This window comes from Mesorhizobium sp. CA15 (assembly GCF_020165215.1).
In the GTDB taxonomy this organism is placed as follows: domain Bacteria; phylum Pseudomonadota; class Alphaproteobacteria; order Rhizobiales; family Rhizobiaceae; genus Mesorhizobium.
In genome coordinates this window covers 192,761-209,896 of sequence record NZ_JAIUHQ010000001.1, presented here as the reverse complement: position 1 = coordinate 209,896, position 17,136 = coordinate 192,761, and the positions used below count along the sequence as shown (strand labels likewise).

Genomic DNA, 17,136 nt, shown 5'->3' with positions numbered 1-17,136 from the left:
CCTGAATCTCAGCACGCCTTGGCTCCGGCCTGTGTGCCAGCTATGCGGACCGTAATGCAAACTTATGTCGCGCTGCTCTACAGCATCATCCTGGGCGAGGGGCGGCGGGTGGTCATGTCCGATCTGAAGGCCATGGCGGAAGGCCTCGGGCTGAAAAACGTCCGCACGCTGGTTGCGACGGGCAATCTGGTGTTCGAGGCGCGCACAGGCGAGCTTTCAAAGCTCGAGCGCCGGCTGGAAAGGGCGTTCGAGAAAAGCTTCGGCTGGCATGTCGACATCATCGTGCGCGGTGCCGAGGACTGGCTGAAGCTTGCCGCCGCCAATCCGTTTCCGGGCGAATCAGCGGACGCGGCCGACCAGGTTACGGTGCGCGTGATGCGCGAGCCGCTGCCCGCGGACACCGTCGAGGCACTCCAGGCCTATGCCGCCGCCGATGAGAAAGTATTCCTGGTAAACGGCGATATCTGGCTAGTCTTCTCGCGTAAGCGGCCGAGCTCGCGGCTGCTTGCCGCGGCCAATCACAAACGCCTTGGCATCGGCACATCGCGCAACTGGAACACGGTGCGCCGTCTGGCGGAGATGGTAGGCAGCAGGCAGTAGGCAGTAGGCAGTGTGGCATTCTCTATTGCCTAAGCCGTACTGCCTACTGCCTTGTTTCAGGCCTTCGCCACCCTCGCGCCTGCACCAAGCGCCATGGTGCGCAGCACGTAGTAGACTACGCCGGCGATCGCCACGCCGAAGAACCAGCCATAGACGCCCCACCAGGACGGCAGCCAGTTGGTGAAGTTAGGCAGGATCGAGGAGAAGATGGCGCCGATGCCGGCAGCGATGAAGGCGTTGACATGCCACCCGCTCTGGAAACGGAACTCGCCGTCTTCGCGATAGAGTGCTTCGACGTCGACTTCGCTTTTGCGGATCAGGTAGTAGTCGACCATCATCACGCCGAAGATCGGTCCCATCGTCGCGCCGATGACGTTGACGAAGGAAGCCGCACTGCCTTCCCATGGCGCGAAGGGATAGAGCACCAGCGCGATCAGCGCCGCGATGTAGCCGCCCTTCTTGAAGTCGATCTGGCGCGGGAAGACGTTGGAGAAATCGAACGCCGGCGAGACGAAATTCGCCACGACGTTGATGCCCAGCGTCGCCACCGCGAAGGTCAGCGCGGCGAGAGCGGCCAGGAACCAGCTGTCGAACTTGGCCGAGATCTGGTCGGGATGCAGCAGCACCTCATGGTAGACGTCATAGGCGGCGATCGTGGTGACGCCGGCGACCAGCGAGAACAGGATGAGGTTGACCGGCAGGCCCCAGATGTTGCCCTTGCGCAGGGCCGCATTGTCCGGCGCATAACGGGCGAAATCGCAGAAGTTGAGGTAGAGAGCCGAGAAATAGGTCACCCAGATCGCCGCCACCGCGAACAGCGCGGTCCAGGATCCCGGCTCGCCCGGAACGCCGGCGTCCTTGGTCTTGTCCAGCAGCACATCCATCGGGATGTCGCTGGTGAAGGCGAAAGTGCCGGACTTCACGCAAAGATAGATGGCCAGGATCAGCATCATGATCCACACGGCCGGGCCGGCCCAATCCTGGAAGCGACGGACGGTTTCCATGCCCTTCTGGATGATCAGCAACTGCAGCGCCCAGATGATGACGAAGCAGATCACCTCCAGCGTCGAGTGTCCCAGAAGGTGCGAGCTCTTGTTGAACTCGTCGAACCATTGCAGGCGCGTCAGCAGCGCCACGATCGCGCCCGACGCCGCGGCCGTCTGGGCGCCGTACCAGAAGCAGGCGACGATCGCCCGCACCAGCGCCGGGACGTTGGCGCCCCAGATGCCGAAGGAGGCGCGGGCAAGCACGGGGTAGGGCACGCCGGTCTTCACGCCGGCATAGCCGACCATATTCATCAGCGCATAGATGATCAGCGAGCCGATGCCGATGGCGATGATGAAGTTGACGAAGCCGCCGCAGAACAGAAACAGGCTTGCCGCCAGGTAGTAGCCCCAGAGGCTATGGACGTCAGAGGTCCAGACGTTGAAGATCGAAAACGGTCCCCAGTTCCTGACCGTTGCGGGAGCCAGATCCTCATTGTAGAGGTCAGGCGATGCGCCTTGGATGGTCATTGCAAGTGTTCCCCTTTTTGCAAAACGCGCCCTCACGCGGTGACCGCGGAGGTTAAGCCTGACGCAGGGTAACCGGCAAGCAACCCATTTGCCGGCTTTCGCCTTAAAGATATTCAATGAGAATCGCCGTTATCCGACGGCTCCAGGCCTGCATTGGCTGAGTCGCCAACTGATTTTCGCGCATGTCAGGCGCGGGCCCGCGTTTCGAACTTTTTCCATCGGCAACCAAATTTGTTTGGAACCGATTCGCGGGACGTGCGTTTATTGCGGTTCGACTGCGCTGCGGTCGACCGGGAGGATAATTATGGATCGCTTGCATTTCTTTACCCCAGTGCGAATTGCGCGTGGGCAGGGATACCCTGTGGAGGAAGTCGATAGCGTCTCCGAGGCGATGGTGTTCCTGCGGAAGTGGCCAACGGGACGGCGCGGCCCGGTTTATCAATGCGCCCTGAATTGCTGTGCGGCGGCACTGTCGGGCAAGATGTCGGCCGAGGAAGCGCGCAAAGCCTTTGTCGGCTTTGCCCGCATCACCCGGCTGCTCGACGACGACATGGCGCTGCCGCTGGGCGGCGCATCGATGGACAATGTCCACGCCCTGAGGCGCTAGCGCCGTCACGCCCCCGCGGCTGCGCTGACAGATGCGACGATGAGGCGTCGGCTTATGGTCGACGTCGCTGTGCTGTCGTCGGCTCAGTTTTCCTTGAAAGAGCGTGTGAGCGAAGCCTGCACCGGGGCCAGCATATAGTCGAGCAAAGTGTGCTCTCCCGTCAGGATCATGACCTCCGCCGGCATGCCGGGCGACAAGTGCACGTCATGCAGCTCTGCGAGATCGGCGGTGTCGACTTTGACCTTGGCGAGGAAATAAGGCTCGCCGGTCTTTTCGTCCGTCAGCCGGTCGGCCGACACCGATGTGAGCAGGCCATGGATTTGCGGCAGATGCCGGCTCGGATAGGCCGACAACACCACGCGAGCCGGCATGTCAGGATGTACCACGTCGATATCCGCCGGTTTGATGCGTGAATCGATGACCAGATTGGGCTCGTTGGGAACGATATCAAGCAGCGCCTGGCCGCTTGCGATCACGCCCGATTCGGTCGTTATGCGCAGGTTCATCACCGTTCCGGCGATTGGTGCGACAATGTCGGTCCTGGCCAGCACATCCTGGCGCGAAGGTAATTGGCTGCGCAGTTCAGCCAGGTCCCCTCGCACTTTTGCGAGATCCTCATTGGCGCTCTCGCTGTCCTGTTGGCGCAGGTTGAGGAGCTGGAACTCGGTCTCGCCGATCTGCTGGTCGTTATGTGCCACTTGCGCGCGGTTCGACGCCTGATTGGCGCGGATCTCGGCCTGGGACCGCTGCAGCGCCAGTATCCGCGGCAGCCGCTCCAGTCCCTGTTTGTACATTTCCTGCGCTGAGGCGATCTCCTGGTCGATCAGCCTGAGCTGCTCGGCCTCGGCGGCAATCACCTCCCTCGATCCTGTACTTTGCTCCTGGATTTGCGCGATGCGCTTGTTGAGGATTTGCGTGCGCCCCGCACGGGTCGCCAGGCGGCTGTCGAGCAGCGCCTGTTCCTCGGCGACCACCTTTCGCGCCGTCTCGCTGTCGATCGATGTCAGCTCCTTGGGGAAGGTGATCCGGTCCTGCCCGGCAAGCTCCGCGACCAGGCGCGCTTCGGTCGCCAGCAGTCGGATATAGTGGCCTTGCAACTCGTCATAGCGACCTTGGGCGTCGGTCGTCTTCAGGCTGATCAGCACCTGGCCGGCGCTCACCTTGTCGCCTTCCTTTACGTGGATCGCGCCGATGATGCCGCCCTCCAGATGCTGGACGGTCTTGCGATAGCCCTCGGGGCTGACAACGCCGTTGGCGACGACGGCGCTTGCCAGAAGGGCGACGCTTGACCACGCGGCGGTGCCGCCCACGAAGACGATCACCGACACATAGCCCAGCATGCGCGCTGGCCGCGTCCGTTGGTTCAGGTCGCGGCCGCTGGCGCGGAGGGCAGGTGACCGCCGCCGGACCAAGCCTGAAACCAGCAGCAGGACGAGCACGCCGGCGGCCGCAATCATCGTGACGCGCGTCGGCTGGTTCAGGCCGCGGAACGAAATCGATGCCGCGGCGACCAGATCGCCTGCGGAAATGGACAGTCTGTCCGCCAACGCGCCCAAGCTATCCATCAGCCTGTCCAGCATCGTCGAGAAGTCGCCAAATCGATCACCGCCCATGGCTCACTCCCCTGCCTTCCGGTTTGCTGGCGCATTGGCGGCGATCTTGTCCCGTATGGCCGCCGGCACCGGGATGCGCCTGGGCTGGCCTGCCAGCGCGCCGAGCACCTCGTCGCGCGTGCCGAACATCGAAAGGGATCCGTCGCGGATGAGGGCGATATGGTCGGCAGTGCGCAGAAGATTGGTCTGATGGCTGATGACGACCACCGTGCGGCCCCGCTCCTTGAGCTGCTGGAGCACGTTGAACAGCGCCACTTCGCCTTCGCCGTCGAGGCCGGTGTTCGGCTCGTCGAGGACGATCAGCGGCGGGTCACCGAATAGCGCCCGGGCCAGCGCGATGCGCTGGCGCTGGCCGCGCGATATCCGGGCCCCATGCGGTCCGACTTCGGTGCGATAGCCGCTCGGCAGCCGCAGGATCATCTCGTGGATGCCGGCGAGTTGTGCCGCGGCTATGACCGCTTCGCTGTCGACGTCACGCAGGCGGGAGATGTTCTCGGCGATCGTTCCAGGGAACAGCTCGACCTGCTGCGGCAGATAGCCGATATGCTGACCGAGTTCCTCCGCAGGCCAGTTCCAGACCTCCGCGCCATCCAGCCGGACGTGGCCGAGCGAGGGCCGCAGCGTGCCGACAATGAGACGGCAGAGCGTGGTCTTGCCCGAGCCGGACGGGCCAATCACGCCGCAGGTCTGGCCGGGTTCGACGCCGAAGCCTATCGCGTTCAGCAGCGCCTGCGACGTCCCTGGCGCACAATAATGCAGGTTTTCGAGCTTCAGCCGGCCTTGCGGGCGGGGCAGGCTGACGCCGGCTGTTTGCATCGACCTGGTCTCGGCGAAAAGCTTCATCAGGTTGCGGCGCGCGGTCCGCGCGCTGACCAGACTGCGCCAGGCGCCTATCGAGCGCTCTATCGGCGCCAGCGCGCGGCTGAGCAGGATGGAAGCCGCGATCATCGAGCCGGGTGTCAGCTCGCGACGCAGGACGAGATAGGCGCCGAGCCCCAGCACGGCCACCTGAAGAGCGAGACGCAGCGAACGCGACAGGCTGCCGATGACGGTGGTGCGCTGTAAAATCCGGGTCTGGATGTCGATCAGCGATTGCTGGTTTTGCTCCCACCGCCGCAGTGCCGGCTCGGACATGCCGAGCGAGCGCAATGTCTCGGCGCCATCGATGAATTGACCGACGGCGGCCTGGCTGCGACGCAGTCCCGCTGCCGCATCCTGGCCTTTGCGGCGGGTGAGGAAATCGTTGGCGAGCGCGGCGCAGAACAGGAGCACGGCGCCGGCAAGGCCGACTACACCCAATGCCGGATGCAGAAACCACATGAACGCCAGGAAGACCGGCGTCCAGGGCGCGTCGAGGAAAGTCAGTATGCCATCGCCGGCAATGAAGCCGCGCAGATCGCCCACGTCCTTCAGGCCGGTTTCGAGGTTGCTGCCGGCCAGGCGCGCCTCCATGGCGCGTTCGATCACCGGAACGCTGAGCTGGTCGTCCAGCCACTGGCTGATATGCCCGAGCATCATCCGGCGGGCGTGTTCCAGCAGGCCATAGACGGCGATGGCGCCGATGACGGCAAGGGTAAGCCATAGCAGCGTGTCGATCGACCCGCTCGACAGCACCCTGTCGTAGATCTGCAGCATGTAGACGGTGCTGGCGAGCAGGAGGAGATTGGTAAGCAGGCTGAAGAGAAGGAGGGCGGGCACCTGATGGCGGGCCAGATGCATCACTTCCTGGAATTGCGGCCTTGGCTGCATCACGGATACCTCCCCCCGCTTCGATGCCGTTTGTCAGTGCCCGGCCCCGGCGTTGAATTGGCGCCTGGGCCGGTGTCGTTACGGGGGCAGCATCGGCTGCCCCCGTAAGGTCAGGCGTCAGGCGATGTCGACCAGAATGTGCTGCACCGCTGTCGTATCGCCGTCCGCGTCCGCTATCTGGACGCCGAAGTCGAGGTGCGCGTCCGGTGTCGTGGTCTGCGTCGAGGTGAAGCCGAGGTCCACGATCTTCAGCACGTCGTTGTCGGTCGCGTCCCAGTTCACCAGTGCGGTCTGAGAGCTACCGCCTGCTGAGCCCGTCGCCCGGTTCAGGTCGATCGCCGTCGGCGTCTCCTGAAAGCCGGCCAGGTTCGGGTTATCGGGACCGATGATCCCGTTACCGGACTGCATGATCTGTGCACCCTGGATCACCCAGTTCTCGCCGACACCATTGTAGTCGTTCCTCTCGATGATGATGAGGCCGTCGTTGTTATCGAGTGGGAAGTCGGCTGCGTATGCGGTAGGCACCTGCCCCATTTTGTAGATGTCGGCGTTCTCGATGTAGATCGCCTTGGTGGTATGCACGCTGCTGTCCGTGCTGCTGACGAGTTGAAGGATGACCATCAGGTCCTCACTGGTGCCGATCCCGTCGAACTTGATGGCCATGTCGGCGGCCGTCTGGCTCGGGGTGATGCTCTCGGTGCCGATGCCAGAGCTGGTGTCGAAGAACCGCAGCGTCAGCAATTCGCCTTTCTGGATGGTGTCGCCAGCGACCCCGTTCGTGCTCTGGGTGGCAGACACCCAGTCCTCGTGGTTGTTGGTGACCAGATCGCCAGGGTTCCACGCGGTGTCGGTGGGTGTCGCGTTGTCGCTGTCGCCGGTGGAGTTAAGACCGAACTTGATGGTGTTGGTGACCGAGTTCGCCGTGAACTGCACGAAGAAGTCCCGGTCGGTCGTTTCGGGAGTGCTGTCCGCCTCGAAGAGCTTCTCCACCACAATGTTCGGGTGGCCGACATTGCTCGTGGGCTCCTTGGATAGAAGCTCACTGGTGTGCAGGATGTCTTTGGTGAAGCCCTCCACCGCGTCGTTCAAGGTGATGGTGTAGGTATCAGCAGTCTTGTTGAAGACTAGGGTACCGCCCGCCGTGGCCGTTTGGTCGCCAGCCGTATTCGGGTCGCTGTCGTACGAGATTTGCCAGTTGAACGTTGCCTGGGTGGCGTCTTCCGACTGGAGCGTCGCGGACGAGCTAATGAACGGCGTCTGCGTGTTGGGGACAAGACCTGTGAGGTTGCCACCAAGGCTGAGCTGGATGCCGGTAGCCACGCTATCCTGGTCGGCGAAGTCGCTAACACCCGCCGTATACTCAGCGGCCGTGTGCCTGTCCGTCATCTCATATCCAAAGGTCCCGCTGGCCGACGCTCCCACGGTGTTGCCAAGATGCTCCGGGGTTTGGATGCCAGCAGTAACGGGATCAGCGTCGAACGGTGCCGTGATTGTCGGATCGGTGTCGTCGAAGGTCAGCGACAGGCCCGAGCTCGAGCTTTGCTGCGAGACCACGTCCTGGTCGCCGTCGGTCACTGTTACTGTCGCCGTCACGTTGATCAGGCCGTTGAGGTCGAGGGTGTTGTCCTCGCCCACGCCTTGCGGCGCGTTCGAGTGCTCAAGGGCAACCAGCGAGGTCAGCGTCACCGTCGTGCCGGACAGCGTCACCGTGAACGCCGTCGCATCGAGCGTGGTGTCGCCGTCGCTGTCGTACATGCCCGAGATCTGGGTGGCCGAGTCGGCCACCAGCGTGATCGCATGGTTGCCGACCGTGGTCAGCAGCCCGGTCGCCGTTCCGCCCGCCAGGGCCAGCGCGTAGGTCACATTCGTGGTGTAGCCATCGACCGCGCTCGCGTTGAAGGTCGGCGGCGTGATCGTCGCCTGGTTCTGACCGGCAACCCCGCTCGCCTCGACCACCTCGACGGCGCCAACCACCGGCGCGGCGGTGATCGAAAGCGCCGGATCGGTGTCGTCGAAGGTCAGCGACAGGCCCGAGCTCGAGCTTTGCTGCGAGACCACGTCCTGGTCGCCGTCGGTCACTGTTACTGTCGCCGTCACGTTGATCAGGCCGTTGAGGTCGAGGGTGTTGTCCTCGCCCACGCCTTGCGGCGCGTTCGAGTGCTCAAGGGCAACCAGCGAGGTCAGCGTCACCGTCGTGCCGGACAGCGTCACCGTGAACGCCGTCGCATCGAGCGTGGTGTCGCCGTCGCTGTCGTACATGCCCGAGATCTGGGTGGCCGAGTCGGCCACCAGCGTGATCGCATGGTTGCCGACCGTGGTCAGCAGCCCGGTCGCCGTTCCGCCCGCCAGGGCCAGCGCGTAGGTCACATTTGTGGTATAGCCATCGACCGCGCTCGCGTTGAAGGTCGGCGGCGTGATCGTCGCCTGGCTCTGACCGGCAACCCCGCTCGCCTCGACCACCTCGGCGGCGCCAACCACCGGCGCGGCGGTGATCGAAAGCGCCGGCCCATCGTCGTCGAAGTTGATGAACGAGCCAACCTGTTCGGTGTAGGCGTTGGTTGTCGTCGTCTTGAAATGGAACTCGGTGATGTCGCATCCTTCATTCGCATCGACCCCCGAAACCGTCAGACGATCCATCGGGCTGCTGGTGGTGATGTTGACGGTGGTGATGTTGTCGAGCCCGGTGATGGTGACGACCCCAGTGCCCATCCCGCTAACGGTAACGTTGCCGCTACCCGTGGGGTAAGTGCCATTGGCCGTGATGGCGGAGGCGTACCCTGATTGTCCGGTCAATGAGAGGCTGGTGATGGGCGCGGCGTGGGTCGGGCTGCCGTCATAGAAGTTCAAGCCCTGCTCATTGTTATCAACGTTGAAAGCGCTGATCTTGATGTCCACCCGCAAATTCGGATTGGATGGCGTGATCTGGTTGATGGTGAATCCCGCCTGTGTGATATTTTCGAGATGGCTGCCGTACTGGATTTGGGAAGCAGTGCCCGCGGCGAGGTTGCCGCCGGTCACGAAATCGACCTGCAGCGTTTCGGTCGGGTTGATGCTCTGGTTGTTGACGCCGAAGCCCTGTGTACTCACGTTGGCGGTGGCGTTGGTGGTCCCCAAGAACCCTGTCACCAGAATCTGCTTGGAAGCGTCATCCGGCGAATTGATCACGTAGAAATCGTGATTGCCGGGAGCGGCATTCTGGCCCGAGAAACCGACTACGCCGGTCCCCGCGACCGACGCGAACACTTTGTCGGTCAGATCGATACGGTCGTCGGGATCGGACGCAATCGGATTGAACAACGGTACATATTGGACCGTGTACAGGTCGAAATGACCGGTGGTGGCGGTGTTCATCAACGCAAACGAGAAGGCAAGCGGCCCGCTCGCAGCGGGCGCAGCGTTCGCGTCGGAGGTACCGATGACGCCGATCACGACGTTCGGATGAGTAGCGTCTTGGAACAGCCAGACATAATTGCCATCAACCGTCTTAATGCCGCTATTGACGCCGGCGGTGGTGGAGAATGGGGTTCCGGAGGCATTCTGCGTGAGAATGACCGAAGTGATGGTTTCGCCGGCGCTCGCCGTAGCGATCACGAAGTCGCTCTGGAAGGCGACCTCGGGTGAGGCTAACCCTCCCGGGCCGTCGAGGCCCAAGAGATAGGTAAGTGTGTTGTTGGTGCTGTGCGGCGGAAGGGCCGGGTTGATGTCGTCATCTTGCAGGCCGGTGGTCTCGTCGATGATGATGTCTTGAGCTGTGATGTCGAGTGCCATTGGTAATTCTCCCTGGTTTCAATGCGGCAGCGCGATTTCAGCCCCAACGCTGGCAACCGGCCGCACGGACGCGCATCCGCTGGCCAGGCCAGCGCTACGCGTCATCGTTAAAGAAAACTGGAGTGGTGAATTGACTCTCAGGAGGGGTAGAGGGGGTTCGGAGGAGCCGCCGCTGATCCTCCGCTCCTTGCCCCGTCAGACATTGCTGGGGGGATGCGTCCTGTGCGCATCGGCAATCCGCCCACGGCGGGCGCCGAAGATAAATGATGAGGGCATACTAACCGCCCCTCCCCAACAGGCATGACTGCCTGCACGCCTCCACTGCTCATATTATGAGCAGCTAATGTTTACTCTTATTTGTGGAAAATTAAAACTGGACTATTGATTTTTTAATAACTATGTGACTGGGGAAAATGGTCCCTCTCGAAATGGGACTTATGTCCCTGTTCATCGAAGTATCTGAAAATAAAAGAGAATGCGGTATATTGCGCTGACAGATTTGATTATGACAGGGGCAAACAGCATTGAATAGGCTTATGCAGACGACGCTCGCCATAGCACCAATGATGGACTGGACGGACCGGCATTGCCGGTTCTTCCACCGTCAGCTGACGCGCCGCGCGCTGCTTTACACCGAGATGGTGGTGGCGGATGCGGTCATACATGGCGCGCGCGAAAGACTGCTCGGTTTCGACGCTGTCGAGCATCCGGTTGCGCTGCAACTTGGCGGATCGGATCCCGCAAAGCTCGCCGAGGCAGCGCGGATCGGCGAAGCCTTCGGCTATGACCAGATCAACCTCAATGTCGGCTGTCCGTCCGATCGCGTCCAGTCGGGGACGTTCGGTGCCTGCCTGATGAAGACGCCGGTTCTGGTCGCCGAGTGCGTCGCGGCGATGAAGGCCGCGGTGAAAATACCCGTCACGGTCAAATGCCGCATCGGCGTCGACGATCAAGACCCGGGGCCTGCGCTCGACATACTCGCCGACGGCGTGCTCGCCGCCGGCGCCGATGCGCTCTGGGTGCACGCCCGCAAGGCTTGGCTGGAAGGGCTGAGCCCAAAGGAAAACCGCGAGATCCCGCCGCTCGATTACCCGCGCGTCTACCGGTTGAAGGCCAGAAACCCGGACGAATTCATCGGCATCAACGGCGGCATCCAGTCGCTCGACGAGGCGTCGGCGCATCTTTCCCATGTCGACGGCGTGATGCTCGGCCGCGCGGCCTATCATACGCCGGGGATCCTGACCGGCATCGATGCCGCCTTCTATGGCGAGGCGCCCGCCGCCTTCGATTATTCGGCGCTGATCGATGCCATGGCCGGCTATGCCGCGCGCCATATCGAGCGGGGCGGGCGGCTCGGCCACATTACCCGCCATATGGTCGGACTGTTCCACGGCTTGCCCGGCGCGCGCCGCTTCCGGCAGATCCTCTCCACCGACGCGAACAAACCCGGCGCCGGGCCGGAGGTGCTGAAGACCGCGTTTTTGGCAATCGATTTCGCGGCGGCAGAAGCCGAGGCAGCCTGACTGTCGGTTAATGCGTGTCGCGCCGCATACTGCCGCGCGACACGCATCAGTCCCGCAGGATCATGCGGTCGCCGCGCACGTCGAAGCCCGACAATGAGCCGATGAAGTTCATGCCGAGCAGGCTTTGGTCAAGCATGCCGGGCGCGGCGACCATCACCGACATGTCCTTGCGCACGATGCCGCCGATCGCTACCTCGTCGGTCCTGACCGTCGCAGCGCGCGCCCTGCCATTGGCCGTGGCGACATCCACGCTGTAGCTGAGCGCCGCCGGGTTGAAGCCCGCGGCTTGAGCATCTTCGGACGTCAGCACCGTGCTGGTTGCGCCGGTGTCGACCACCGCGCGCACCGGCGTGCCGTTGACCAGGATGCGGGCTTCGAAATGGCCGTTGTCGGCTTTGTCGAGCGTGACGGTCGGGCGGCCATTCTCCACGCCTAAAGCCAACGGACTGCCCGGGACAAAGCCGGCGGTGACGCGGCTCGCCACATCCTGCAACTCGTAGCGATACTGGTAGCCGGCGATCAGCACGAGCACGAATGCCGCCCAGACGCCCAGATTGCGCGCCATGTCGCCCAGCGGTCGGCCGGAGCGGAGCAGGCTCGCACCGATCACCATCACCAGGACGCCGACCCAGATAAGCCGGCCGAAATCATTGTTGTTCATGCCGAAAGTGCGGCCGGCCGAATTGTTGAGCATGAGCAGCACGACCCCGACCCCGATCACCGCCATGACGATCCAGAACAACCGGTTCATCGGTTTCTTCTCACAGAACGCCGCGCTCGCGCGCCATGCGGGTACGCCGGGTTTCGCGGCGCGGCCGCCGCTCGACCGTTTCGAGCCGCGCGGGCAGTTCGGCCATCACCGCCCGGCGCTTTTCAGGGGTCATCGCGAGCCAGGCGGAAATCTCGTCGCGTGTGCGGCCGCAACCAAAGCAGAAGCCGGTTTTCATATCGATCGAACAGACCAGGATGCAGGGAGATTCGGTGGCGGTCATGCTGTTCTCTTGGCTTTATTCCACATGGTGCAACCGCCGGAGCAATGCAAGCCCTCCGCATTGCGCCGCAAGGCGACGCGTTCGCGGCATCGCCGGGCAGTTGTGCCGGATGGAGAAGGCGGCTATGCCGCCTGCGACTTCCGCAACGAACTGCGACCGACATAATGCCTGCTAAGCCTTTCGACGATTTCCGAAACCTTCTGGCGGCCCTGCCGCCGGCCGACGATGCGGCGAGCGCCCGCGTCCGGGCGCTTTTCGCCAAAGCCGAAAAGCCGAAGGAATCGCTCGGCCGCGTCGAGGACGTCGCGGCCTGGCTTGCTGCCTGGAGCGGGCGCGCGCCGCCGGCGATCAATCGGCCTCTGGTGGCGATCTTCGCCGGCAATCACGGCGCCGTCAGGCACGGCATCTCGCCGCGGCCGGTGGCGGCGACCGCAAATGAAGTCGAACTCTGCGCCGCTGGCGGGGCCGCGATCAACCAGGTCTGCATCGCCAACGATCTCGGCCTGAAAGTCTTCGACCTCGCCTTGGATATCCCCACGGGCGACATCACCGGGGCGGCCGCGCTCGATGAACGCGGCTGCGCCGCAACCATGGCCTTCGGCATGGAAGCGGTCGCCGGTGGCGCCGACCTCCTTTGCCTGGGCGATCTCGGGGTCGGCAATTCGACGATCGCCGCCACGCTTTGCGCCGCCCTGTTCGGCGGCGAAGGAGCCGACTGGGTCGGGTCGGGTTCAGGCGCCGATGCGGCGATGATCGCACGCAAGGCCGAGGTCGTCGATCGGGCGCTGGCATTCCATGGCCCGGGTCTGGGAGATCCGCTCGAGGCTTTGCGCAGGGTCGGGGGGCGCGAATTCGCGGCCATCTGCGGCGCCATTCTCGCGGCGCGCATGGAGAAGATTCCCGTCCTGCTCGACGGATTCGCGGCAACAGCGGCGGCCGCCGTCCTTTATGCCGCCAATCCAGGCTCGCTCGATCATTGCCTGCTTGCCGGCCTGACGCCGGAGCCAGGCCACGCCAAGGCCACCGAAAGGCTCGGATTGCGGCCGCTGCTTGATTTCGGGATCAGCCATGGCGAAGGGGTAGGGGCTGCTCTCGCCGCCGGTATCGTCAAGGCCGCGGCACTGACCAGCTCGGGCATGGCTCTGGCTGTGCGGCTTTAGCGCCCGGCGGAAATTGCTTCAGCGGCGCCCGCGCGCGGCAACCGTCTTGGTCGGCAAGGCCGGCAATTCCTCCATCACCCGGCTCAACGGGAAGATGGCGATCGCCTCGGTACCTTCGCGCAGCTTGGAATGAAGCTCAAACTCGCCGCCATGCATGGCAAGCAGCCCCTGCACGATCGGTAGGCCGAGGCCGGTTCCCTGCTCGGCGCTCTTGATGGCGATCGAGCCCTGGCCGAAAGCGGAAAGCACCACCGGGATTTCTTCTTCCGGTATGCCCGGGCCGTTGTCCTTGACCGAAATGTACTGGCCGCCGCCGGCGGTCCAGCCGACACGCACGCGCACTTCGCCGCCGGACGGGGTGAACTTGATCGAATTGGAGAGAAGGTTGAGCGTGATCTGCCTGACGGCGCGCTCGTCGGCGAAGAGGCGCGGCAGGGTCTCCTCGAACTCCTGGATGATACGGATGTCCTTGTTGCGGGCGCGCAGCTCCATCATATGGCAGCAGTCCTCGACGATGGTCACCAGCACGACCGGCTCCTCGTTGAGCTGGTAGCGGCCGGCCTCGATGCGCGACAGGTCGAGGATCTCGTTGATCAGGTCGAGCAGGTGCTGTCCGGACTCATGCACGTCATGGGCATAGTCGCGGTAGGTCGGATTGTTCATCGGCCCCAGCACTTCATTGGCCATCACTTCGGAGAAGCCAAGGATGGCGTTGAGCGGCGTCCTGAGCTCGTGGCTCATCGAGGCGAGGAAACGCGATTTCGCCAGATTGGCGTCCTCGGCGCGCCGCCTTGCCTCGTCCGACATCGATTTCGCCGTCTCCAGCTCGGCGATCAGCGCGTCCTTTTCCGAGCGGAAGGACAGCACCATCAACGAAGCCTGATTGAGATGACGCGCGACGTAACCGAAGAAGGGAAGCGCTGCGATGAGCAAGGCCGCCATCGTGGCTTCGATCGGCGTCCACAGGCGCATGACGGTGTAGACATAAACGGCAACGGGAATGGCAAAGGTCGCGAACAGCGCGCCGCCAAGCGAGGAGGCCATCACGGCGGTCGTCGCCATGGCGATCAGCAGCACCATGGCCTTGGCCACATTGAACTCGTCGATTTGGCATGTGGCGCAGCCGAACCAGGCGAACCACGCCCAGCCGAGGCCGCAGAGGAAATGGCCGATCAGGAAGTCGCGACGTGTCTGCACCGGGTCGAGTTCGGCCGCCTCGGTCCGCTCCACGCGACGCGCCATGAAAGCGACGATCGTGTAGCAAAGCAGCGTCGACAGGGCCCAGATGGCGATCTGGCTGTCCAGACCCGCCAGCCGGCCGATGGCTGCCACGGCGAGCACGAGCAAGGGGATCGCGACCGCGCTGACCACCATGGCGCGCGCATGCAGCTTCAGCAGTTCACGGTCGAAATCGAGGCTGCCCGCCTGCTGCGAGAGGCGGTCGCGCGTCTTGCGCACCGCGCGCGCCACATCGCTGTTGCGGTGCGGTTTACGGCGGTCCACAATAAATTTATCCGCTGTGTTCGAGCGTTGCAAAGGCATACAGACTTCAATTTCTGCGCGCAGCGACTGTCAGTTCGTTAAGCTACGTTCGAATGATTAAGAGACTGTTTGCCATATGAGCCGTTTCGGGCCGCGAGGACCGCGCCGACGCTATGTGGCGAGTCCGCCGCGGAGCCACTGGCGCAAGCTGCTGGACTACGGACTTGCCATTCTTCTGCTTGGTTTGCTCATCCTGGTGGCGGCACGCCTCGACCGCTTCGAGAGGCGCCAGGAGCAAGGCATGGCGATCGTCAATGACGGCGATTCGATCACGCTCGGGGCCGAGCGCATCCGCATGCGCGGCATCGACGCTCCGGAGTATCAGCAGACCTGCCAAAAGGCCGGCGCCGACTATCCCTGCGGCAAGCTGGCGCGGCAGTCGCTGGTGCGCCTGATCGCCGGCAGGCCTGTTCTCTGCAGCGGCTGGCGGCGCGATCGCTACGGCCGCCTGCTCGGCGATTGCAAGGCAGGTGATACCGACCTAAACCAGGCCCAGGTGCAGGCCGGATGGGCGGTTGCGTTCGGCGACTTCGAGACCGAGGAAGCAGTGGCGAGAGCGGCCAAGGCCGGCATCTGGGCAGGCACCTTCGCGGAGCCGCAGGACTGGCGCGACAGCCATCACGGGTGCGCCGGTAGAGCGAAAGCACGGCGTGCTGGCCTCGTTCGGCGATGCGTTGCGCGAATTTGTTCGCTTCTGGTGATGGGCGGACCCGCACCTATGATCCGGTGGAGAAGCTGGAGGATGGAATGAAGCTGTTCGACGGCGGCCGGGCGCCCAATCCCCGGCGCGTGCGTGTTTTCCTTGCCGAGAAGGGGCTGACGGTGCCGCTGGTGCCCGTCGACATGGGCGCGCTGGAGCATCGCGGCGAGCAGGTGGCTAAGCGCAATCCGCTGCGGCGCCTGCCGGTGCTCGAGCTCGACGACGGCACCATCATCACCGAATCGATCGCCATTTGCCGCTATTTCGAGGAATTGCACCCCACGCCCGCTTTGTTCGGCACGGGTGCGCTCGGCAAGGCAAAGGTCGAGATGTGGCAAAGACGCTTGGAATTGAACCTGATGAGCAGCGTCGCCGCCGCTTTCCGGCACATCCATCCGGCGATGAAGGAATGGGAAGTGCCGCAAGTTCCGGAATGGGGCGAGGCCAACAAACCGAAGGTGATCGAATTCCTGCACCTGCTCGACGACGAATTGGCGGATCGCGAATTCGCCGCCGGCGATGCCTATTCGGTCGCCGATATCACCGGCATGATCGCCATCGACTTCATGAAACCAGCGCGTATCAAAGTGCCGGAAGAATGCACGAACGTGCTGCGCTGGTATGCGGCACTTGCAAGCCGGCCAAGCGCGGCAGCCTGAGCGACAGAAATTGGATAATCTGCCCGATACGAGACAAGCGCTGCAGCGCCTCACCGAAAGGGTGCGGGCCTGCCGCATCTGCGTCGACCAGCCGCTTGGCCGGCCTTTGCCGCATGCGCCGCGGCCGGTGCTGCAGCCGTCCTCCACAGCGCGGGTCCTGCTTGCCGGCCAGGCGCCGGGGACAAAAGTGCATGCGTCGGGCATGCCCTTCACCGATGCCTCGGGAGACCGGCTGCGAAACTGGCTCGGTGTCAGCAGCGATGAGTTCTACGACGCTGAAAAATTCGCTATCGTGCCGATGGGCTTTTGTTTTCCTGGACAGGACGCCAAGGGCAGCGACCTGCCGCCGCGTCGCGAATGCGCGCCGGCCTGGCGCTCGGACCTGATGGCGCTGATGCCGCAGATCGACCTGGTGCTGACCATCGGCGGCTATGCGCAGGCATGGCATATGGGCACGGCACGGCTGCCGTCGCTGACCGAGACGGTCAGGAACTGGCGCGCCATATGGGATGGACCGGCCATGCCGAAAGTGCTGCCGCTGCCGCATCCGTCCTGGCGAAACACCGGCTGGCTGAAGAAGAATCCCTGGTTTGAAATGGATTTGCTGCCCTTTCTCAGGTCGGAAATCCGCTATCGTATTGATTAGCCATTCTGCAAGAAATCACTCGCATTTACCGCCATCGGCAGAATTTCTTTCTTGTGAAAGGCT

The 17,136-nt window shown here is 63.5% G+C and carries 14 protein-coding genes; 7 read left to right on the top strand and 7 right to left on the bottom strand.

All coding sequences use genetic code 11. The annotated features are described in order from the left end of the window. Positions 1 to 54 precede the first annotated feature (54 nt). Positions 55 to 600, top strand: a complete 546-nt coding sequence (locus LB515_RS01080) for a DUF1697 domain-containing protein (RefSeq protein WP_224706487.1) — start codon at positions 55 to 57, stop codon at positions 598 to 600. Positions 601 to 656: 56 nt separating this feature from the next. On the opposite strand, the gene LB515_RS01075 is transcribed toward LB515_RS01080, so the two are convergent. Continuing rightward, positions 657 to 2,114 (bottom strand): NCS1 family nucleobase:cation symporter-1, encoded by a 1,458-nt coding sequence (locus LB515_RS01075; RefSeq protein WP_224706486.1) that lies wholly within the window; start codon positions 2,112 to 2,114, stop codon positions 657 to 659. 304 nt (positions 2,115 to 2,418) lie between these two features. Between LB515_RS01075 and LB515_RS01070 the strand changes: the two genes are divergently transcribed. Beyond that, positions 2,419 to 2,721: a DUF982 domain-containing protein gene (locus LB515_RS01070; protein ID WP_095765383.1), complete on the top strand. Its 303-nt coding sequence runs from the start codon at positions 2,419 to 2,421 to the stop codon at positions 2,719 to 2,721. Between the two features lie 83 nt (positions 2,722 to 2,804). Here LB515_RS01070 and LB515_RS01065 read toward each other — a convergent pair whose 3' ends face one another. From LB515_RS01065 to LB515_RS01055, 3 genes are all read right to left on the bottom strand, one after another. Beyond that, entirely contained in the window at positions 2,805 to 4,334 is a 1,530-nt protein-coding gene (locus LB515_RS01065; protein ID WP_224706485.1) for an HlyD family type I secretion periplasmic adaptor subunit, read from the bottom strand. 3 nt (positions 4,335 to 4,337) lie between these two features. Beyond that, the gene (locus tag LB515_RS01060) at positions 4,338 to 6,083 is read right to left on the bottom strand and encodes a type I secretion system permease/ATPase (RefSeq protein WP_224706755.1); all 1,746 of its coding nucleotides are present in this window, start codon (positions 6,081 to 6,083) and stop codon (positions 4,338 to 4,340) included. Between the two features lie 117 nt (positions 6,084 to 6,200). Continuing rightward, complete coding sequence (locus LB515_RS01055) at positions 6,201 to 9,851, bottom strand: beta strand repeat-containing protein (RefSeq protein ID WP_224706484.1); 3,651 nt, start codon at positions 9,849 to 9,851, stop codon at positions 6,201 to 6,203. A 536-nt stretch (positions 9,852 to 10,387) separates the two neighbouring features. On the opposite strand from LB515_RS01055, the gene dusA reads away from it, so the two are divergent. After that, complete coding sequence (gene dusA / locus LB515_RS01050; protein WP_224706483.1) at positions 10,388 to 11,374, top strand: tRNA dihydrouridine(20/20a) synthase DusA; 987 nt, start codon at positions 10,388 to 10,390, stop codon at positions 11,372 to 11,374. Positions 11,375 to 11,420: 46 nt separating this feature from the next. Here dusA and LB515_RS01045 read toward each other — a convergent pair whose 3' ends face one another. Together LB515_RS01045 and LB515_RS01040 are read right to left on the bottom strand one after the other, a co-directional pair. Beyond that, on the bottom strand, positions 11,421 to 12,125 hold the full coding sequence (locus LB515_RS01045) for a TIGR02281 family clan AA aspartic protease (protein WP_095765387.1): 705 nt from the start codon (positions 12,123 to 12,125) through the stop codon (positions 11,421 to 11,423). Positions 12,126 to 12,135: 10 nt separating this feature from the next. Beyond that, positions 12,136 to 12,366 (bottom strand): DUF1289 domain-containing protein, encoded by a 231-nt coding sequence (locus tag LB515_RS01040; protein WP_224706482.1) that lies wholly within the window; start codon positions 12,364 to 12,366, stop codon positions 12,136 to 12,138. Between the two features lie 164 nt (positions 12,367 to 12,530). On the opposite strand from LB515_RS01040, the gene LB515_RS01035 reads away from it, so the two are divergent. Continuing rightward, a complete protein-coding gene (locus LB515_RS01035; protein WP_263490152.1) occupies positions 12,531 to 13,526 on the top strand; it encodes a nicotinate-nucleotide--dimethylbenzimidazole phosphoribosyltransferase in 996 nt (331 codons plus the stop codon). A gap of 18 nt (positions 13,527 to 13,544) precedes the next feature. On the opposite strand, the gene LB515_RS01030 is transcribed toward LB515_RS01035, so the two are convergent. Beyond that, positions 13,545 to 15,068: a sensor histidine kinase gene (locus LB515_RS01030; RefSeq protein ID WP_224706481.1), complete on the bottom strand. Its 1,524-nt coding sequence runs from the start codon at positions 15,066 to 15,068 to the stop codon at positions 13,545 to 13,547. 115 nt (positions 15,069 to 15,183) lie between these two features. Here LB515_RS01030 and LB515_RS01025 point away from each other — a divergent pair, with 115 nt between their 5' ends. Genes LB515_RS01025 through LB515_RS01015 form a run of 3 tightly spaced genes read left to right on the top strand, consistent with a single transcriptional unit; the run spans position 15,184 to position 17,073 of the window. Continuing rightward, positions 15,184 to 15,819: a thermonuclease family protein gene (locus LB515_RS01025; RefSeq protein ID WP_224706480.1), complete on the top strand. Its 636-nt coding sequence runs from the start codon at positions 15,184 to 15,186 to the stop codon at positions 15,817 to 15,819. Then, positions 15,816 to 16,427, top strand: a complete 612-nt coding sequence (locus tag LB515_RS01020; protein WP_224706479.1) for a glutathione S-transferase — start codon at positions 15,816 to 15,818, stop codon at positions 16,425 to 16,427. Before LB515_RS01025 ends, LB515_RS01020 begins: the two co-directional genes overlap by 4 nt. A gap of 10 nt (positions 16,428 to 16,437) precedes the next feature. Next, positions 16,438 to 17,073 carry a uracil-DNA glycosylase family protein gene (locus LB515_RS01015; RefSeq protein WP_224547763.1) on the top strand — a complete coding sequence of 212 codons (636 nt, stop codon included), beginning with the start codon at positions 16,438 to 16,440 and terminating at the stop codon, positions 17,071 to 17,073. The last annotated feature ends 63 nt before the right edge of the window (positions 17,074 to 17,136 follow it).

What these genes read in the sequence shown, in the direction of transcription:
- dusA (WP_224706483.1), top strand. Translation starts at nt 10,388, where the DNA reads ATGCAGACGACGCTCGCCATAGCACCAATGATGGACTGGACGGACCGG.
- LB515_RS01075 (WP_224706486.1), bottom strand. Translation starts at nt 2,114, where the DNA reads ATGACCATCCAAGGCGCATCGCCTGACCTCTACAATGAGGATCTGGCT.
- LB515_RS01035 (WP_263490152.1), top strand. Translation starts at nt 12,531, where the DNA reads ATGCCTGCTAAGCCTTTCGACGATTTCCGAAACCTTCTGGCGGCCCTG.
- LB515_RS01055 (WP_224706484.1), bottom strand. Translation starts at nt 9,851, where the DNA reads ATGGCACTCGACATCACAGCTCAAGACATCATCATCGACGAGACCACC.
- LB515_RS01080 (WP_224706487.1), top strand. Translation starts at nt 55, where the DNA reads ATGCAAACTTATGTCGCGCTGCTCTACAGCATCATCCTGGGCGAGGGG.
- LB515_RS01065 (WP_224706485.1), bottom strand. Translation starts at nt 4,334, where the DNA reads ATGGGCGGTGATCGATTTGGCGACTTCTCGACGATGCTGGACAGGCTG.
- LB515_RS01060 (WP_224706755.1), bottom strand. Translation starts at nt 6,083, where the DNA reads ATGCAGCCAAGGCCGCAATTCCAGGAAGTGATGCATCTGGCCCGCCAT.
- LB515_RS01040 (WP_224706482.1), bottom strand. Translation starts at nt 12,366, where the DNA reads ATGACCGCCACCGAATCTCCCTGCATCCTGGTCTGTTCGATCGATATG.
- LB515_RS01020 (WP_224706479.1), top strand. Translation starts at nt 15,816, where the DNA reads ATGAAGCTGTTCGACGGCGGCCGGGCGCCCAATCCCCGGCGCGTGCGT.
- LB515_RS01045 (WP_095765387.1), bottom strand. Translation starts at nt 12,125, where the DNA reads ATGAACCGGTTGTTCTGGATCGTCATGGCGGTGATCGGGGTCGGGGTC.
- LB515_RS01030 (WP_224706481.1), bottom strand. Translation starts at nt 15,068, where the DNA reads ATGCCTTTGCAACGCTCGAACACAGCGGATAAATTTATTGTGGACCGC.
- LB515_RS01070 (WP_095765383.1), top strand. Translation starts at nt 2,419, where the DNA reads ATGGATCGCTTGCATTTCTTTACCCCAGTGCGAATTGCGCGTGGGCAG.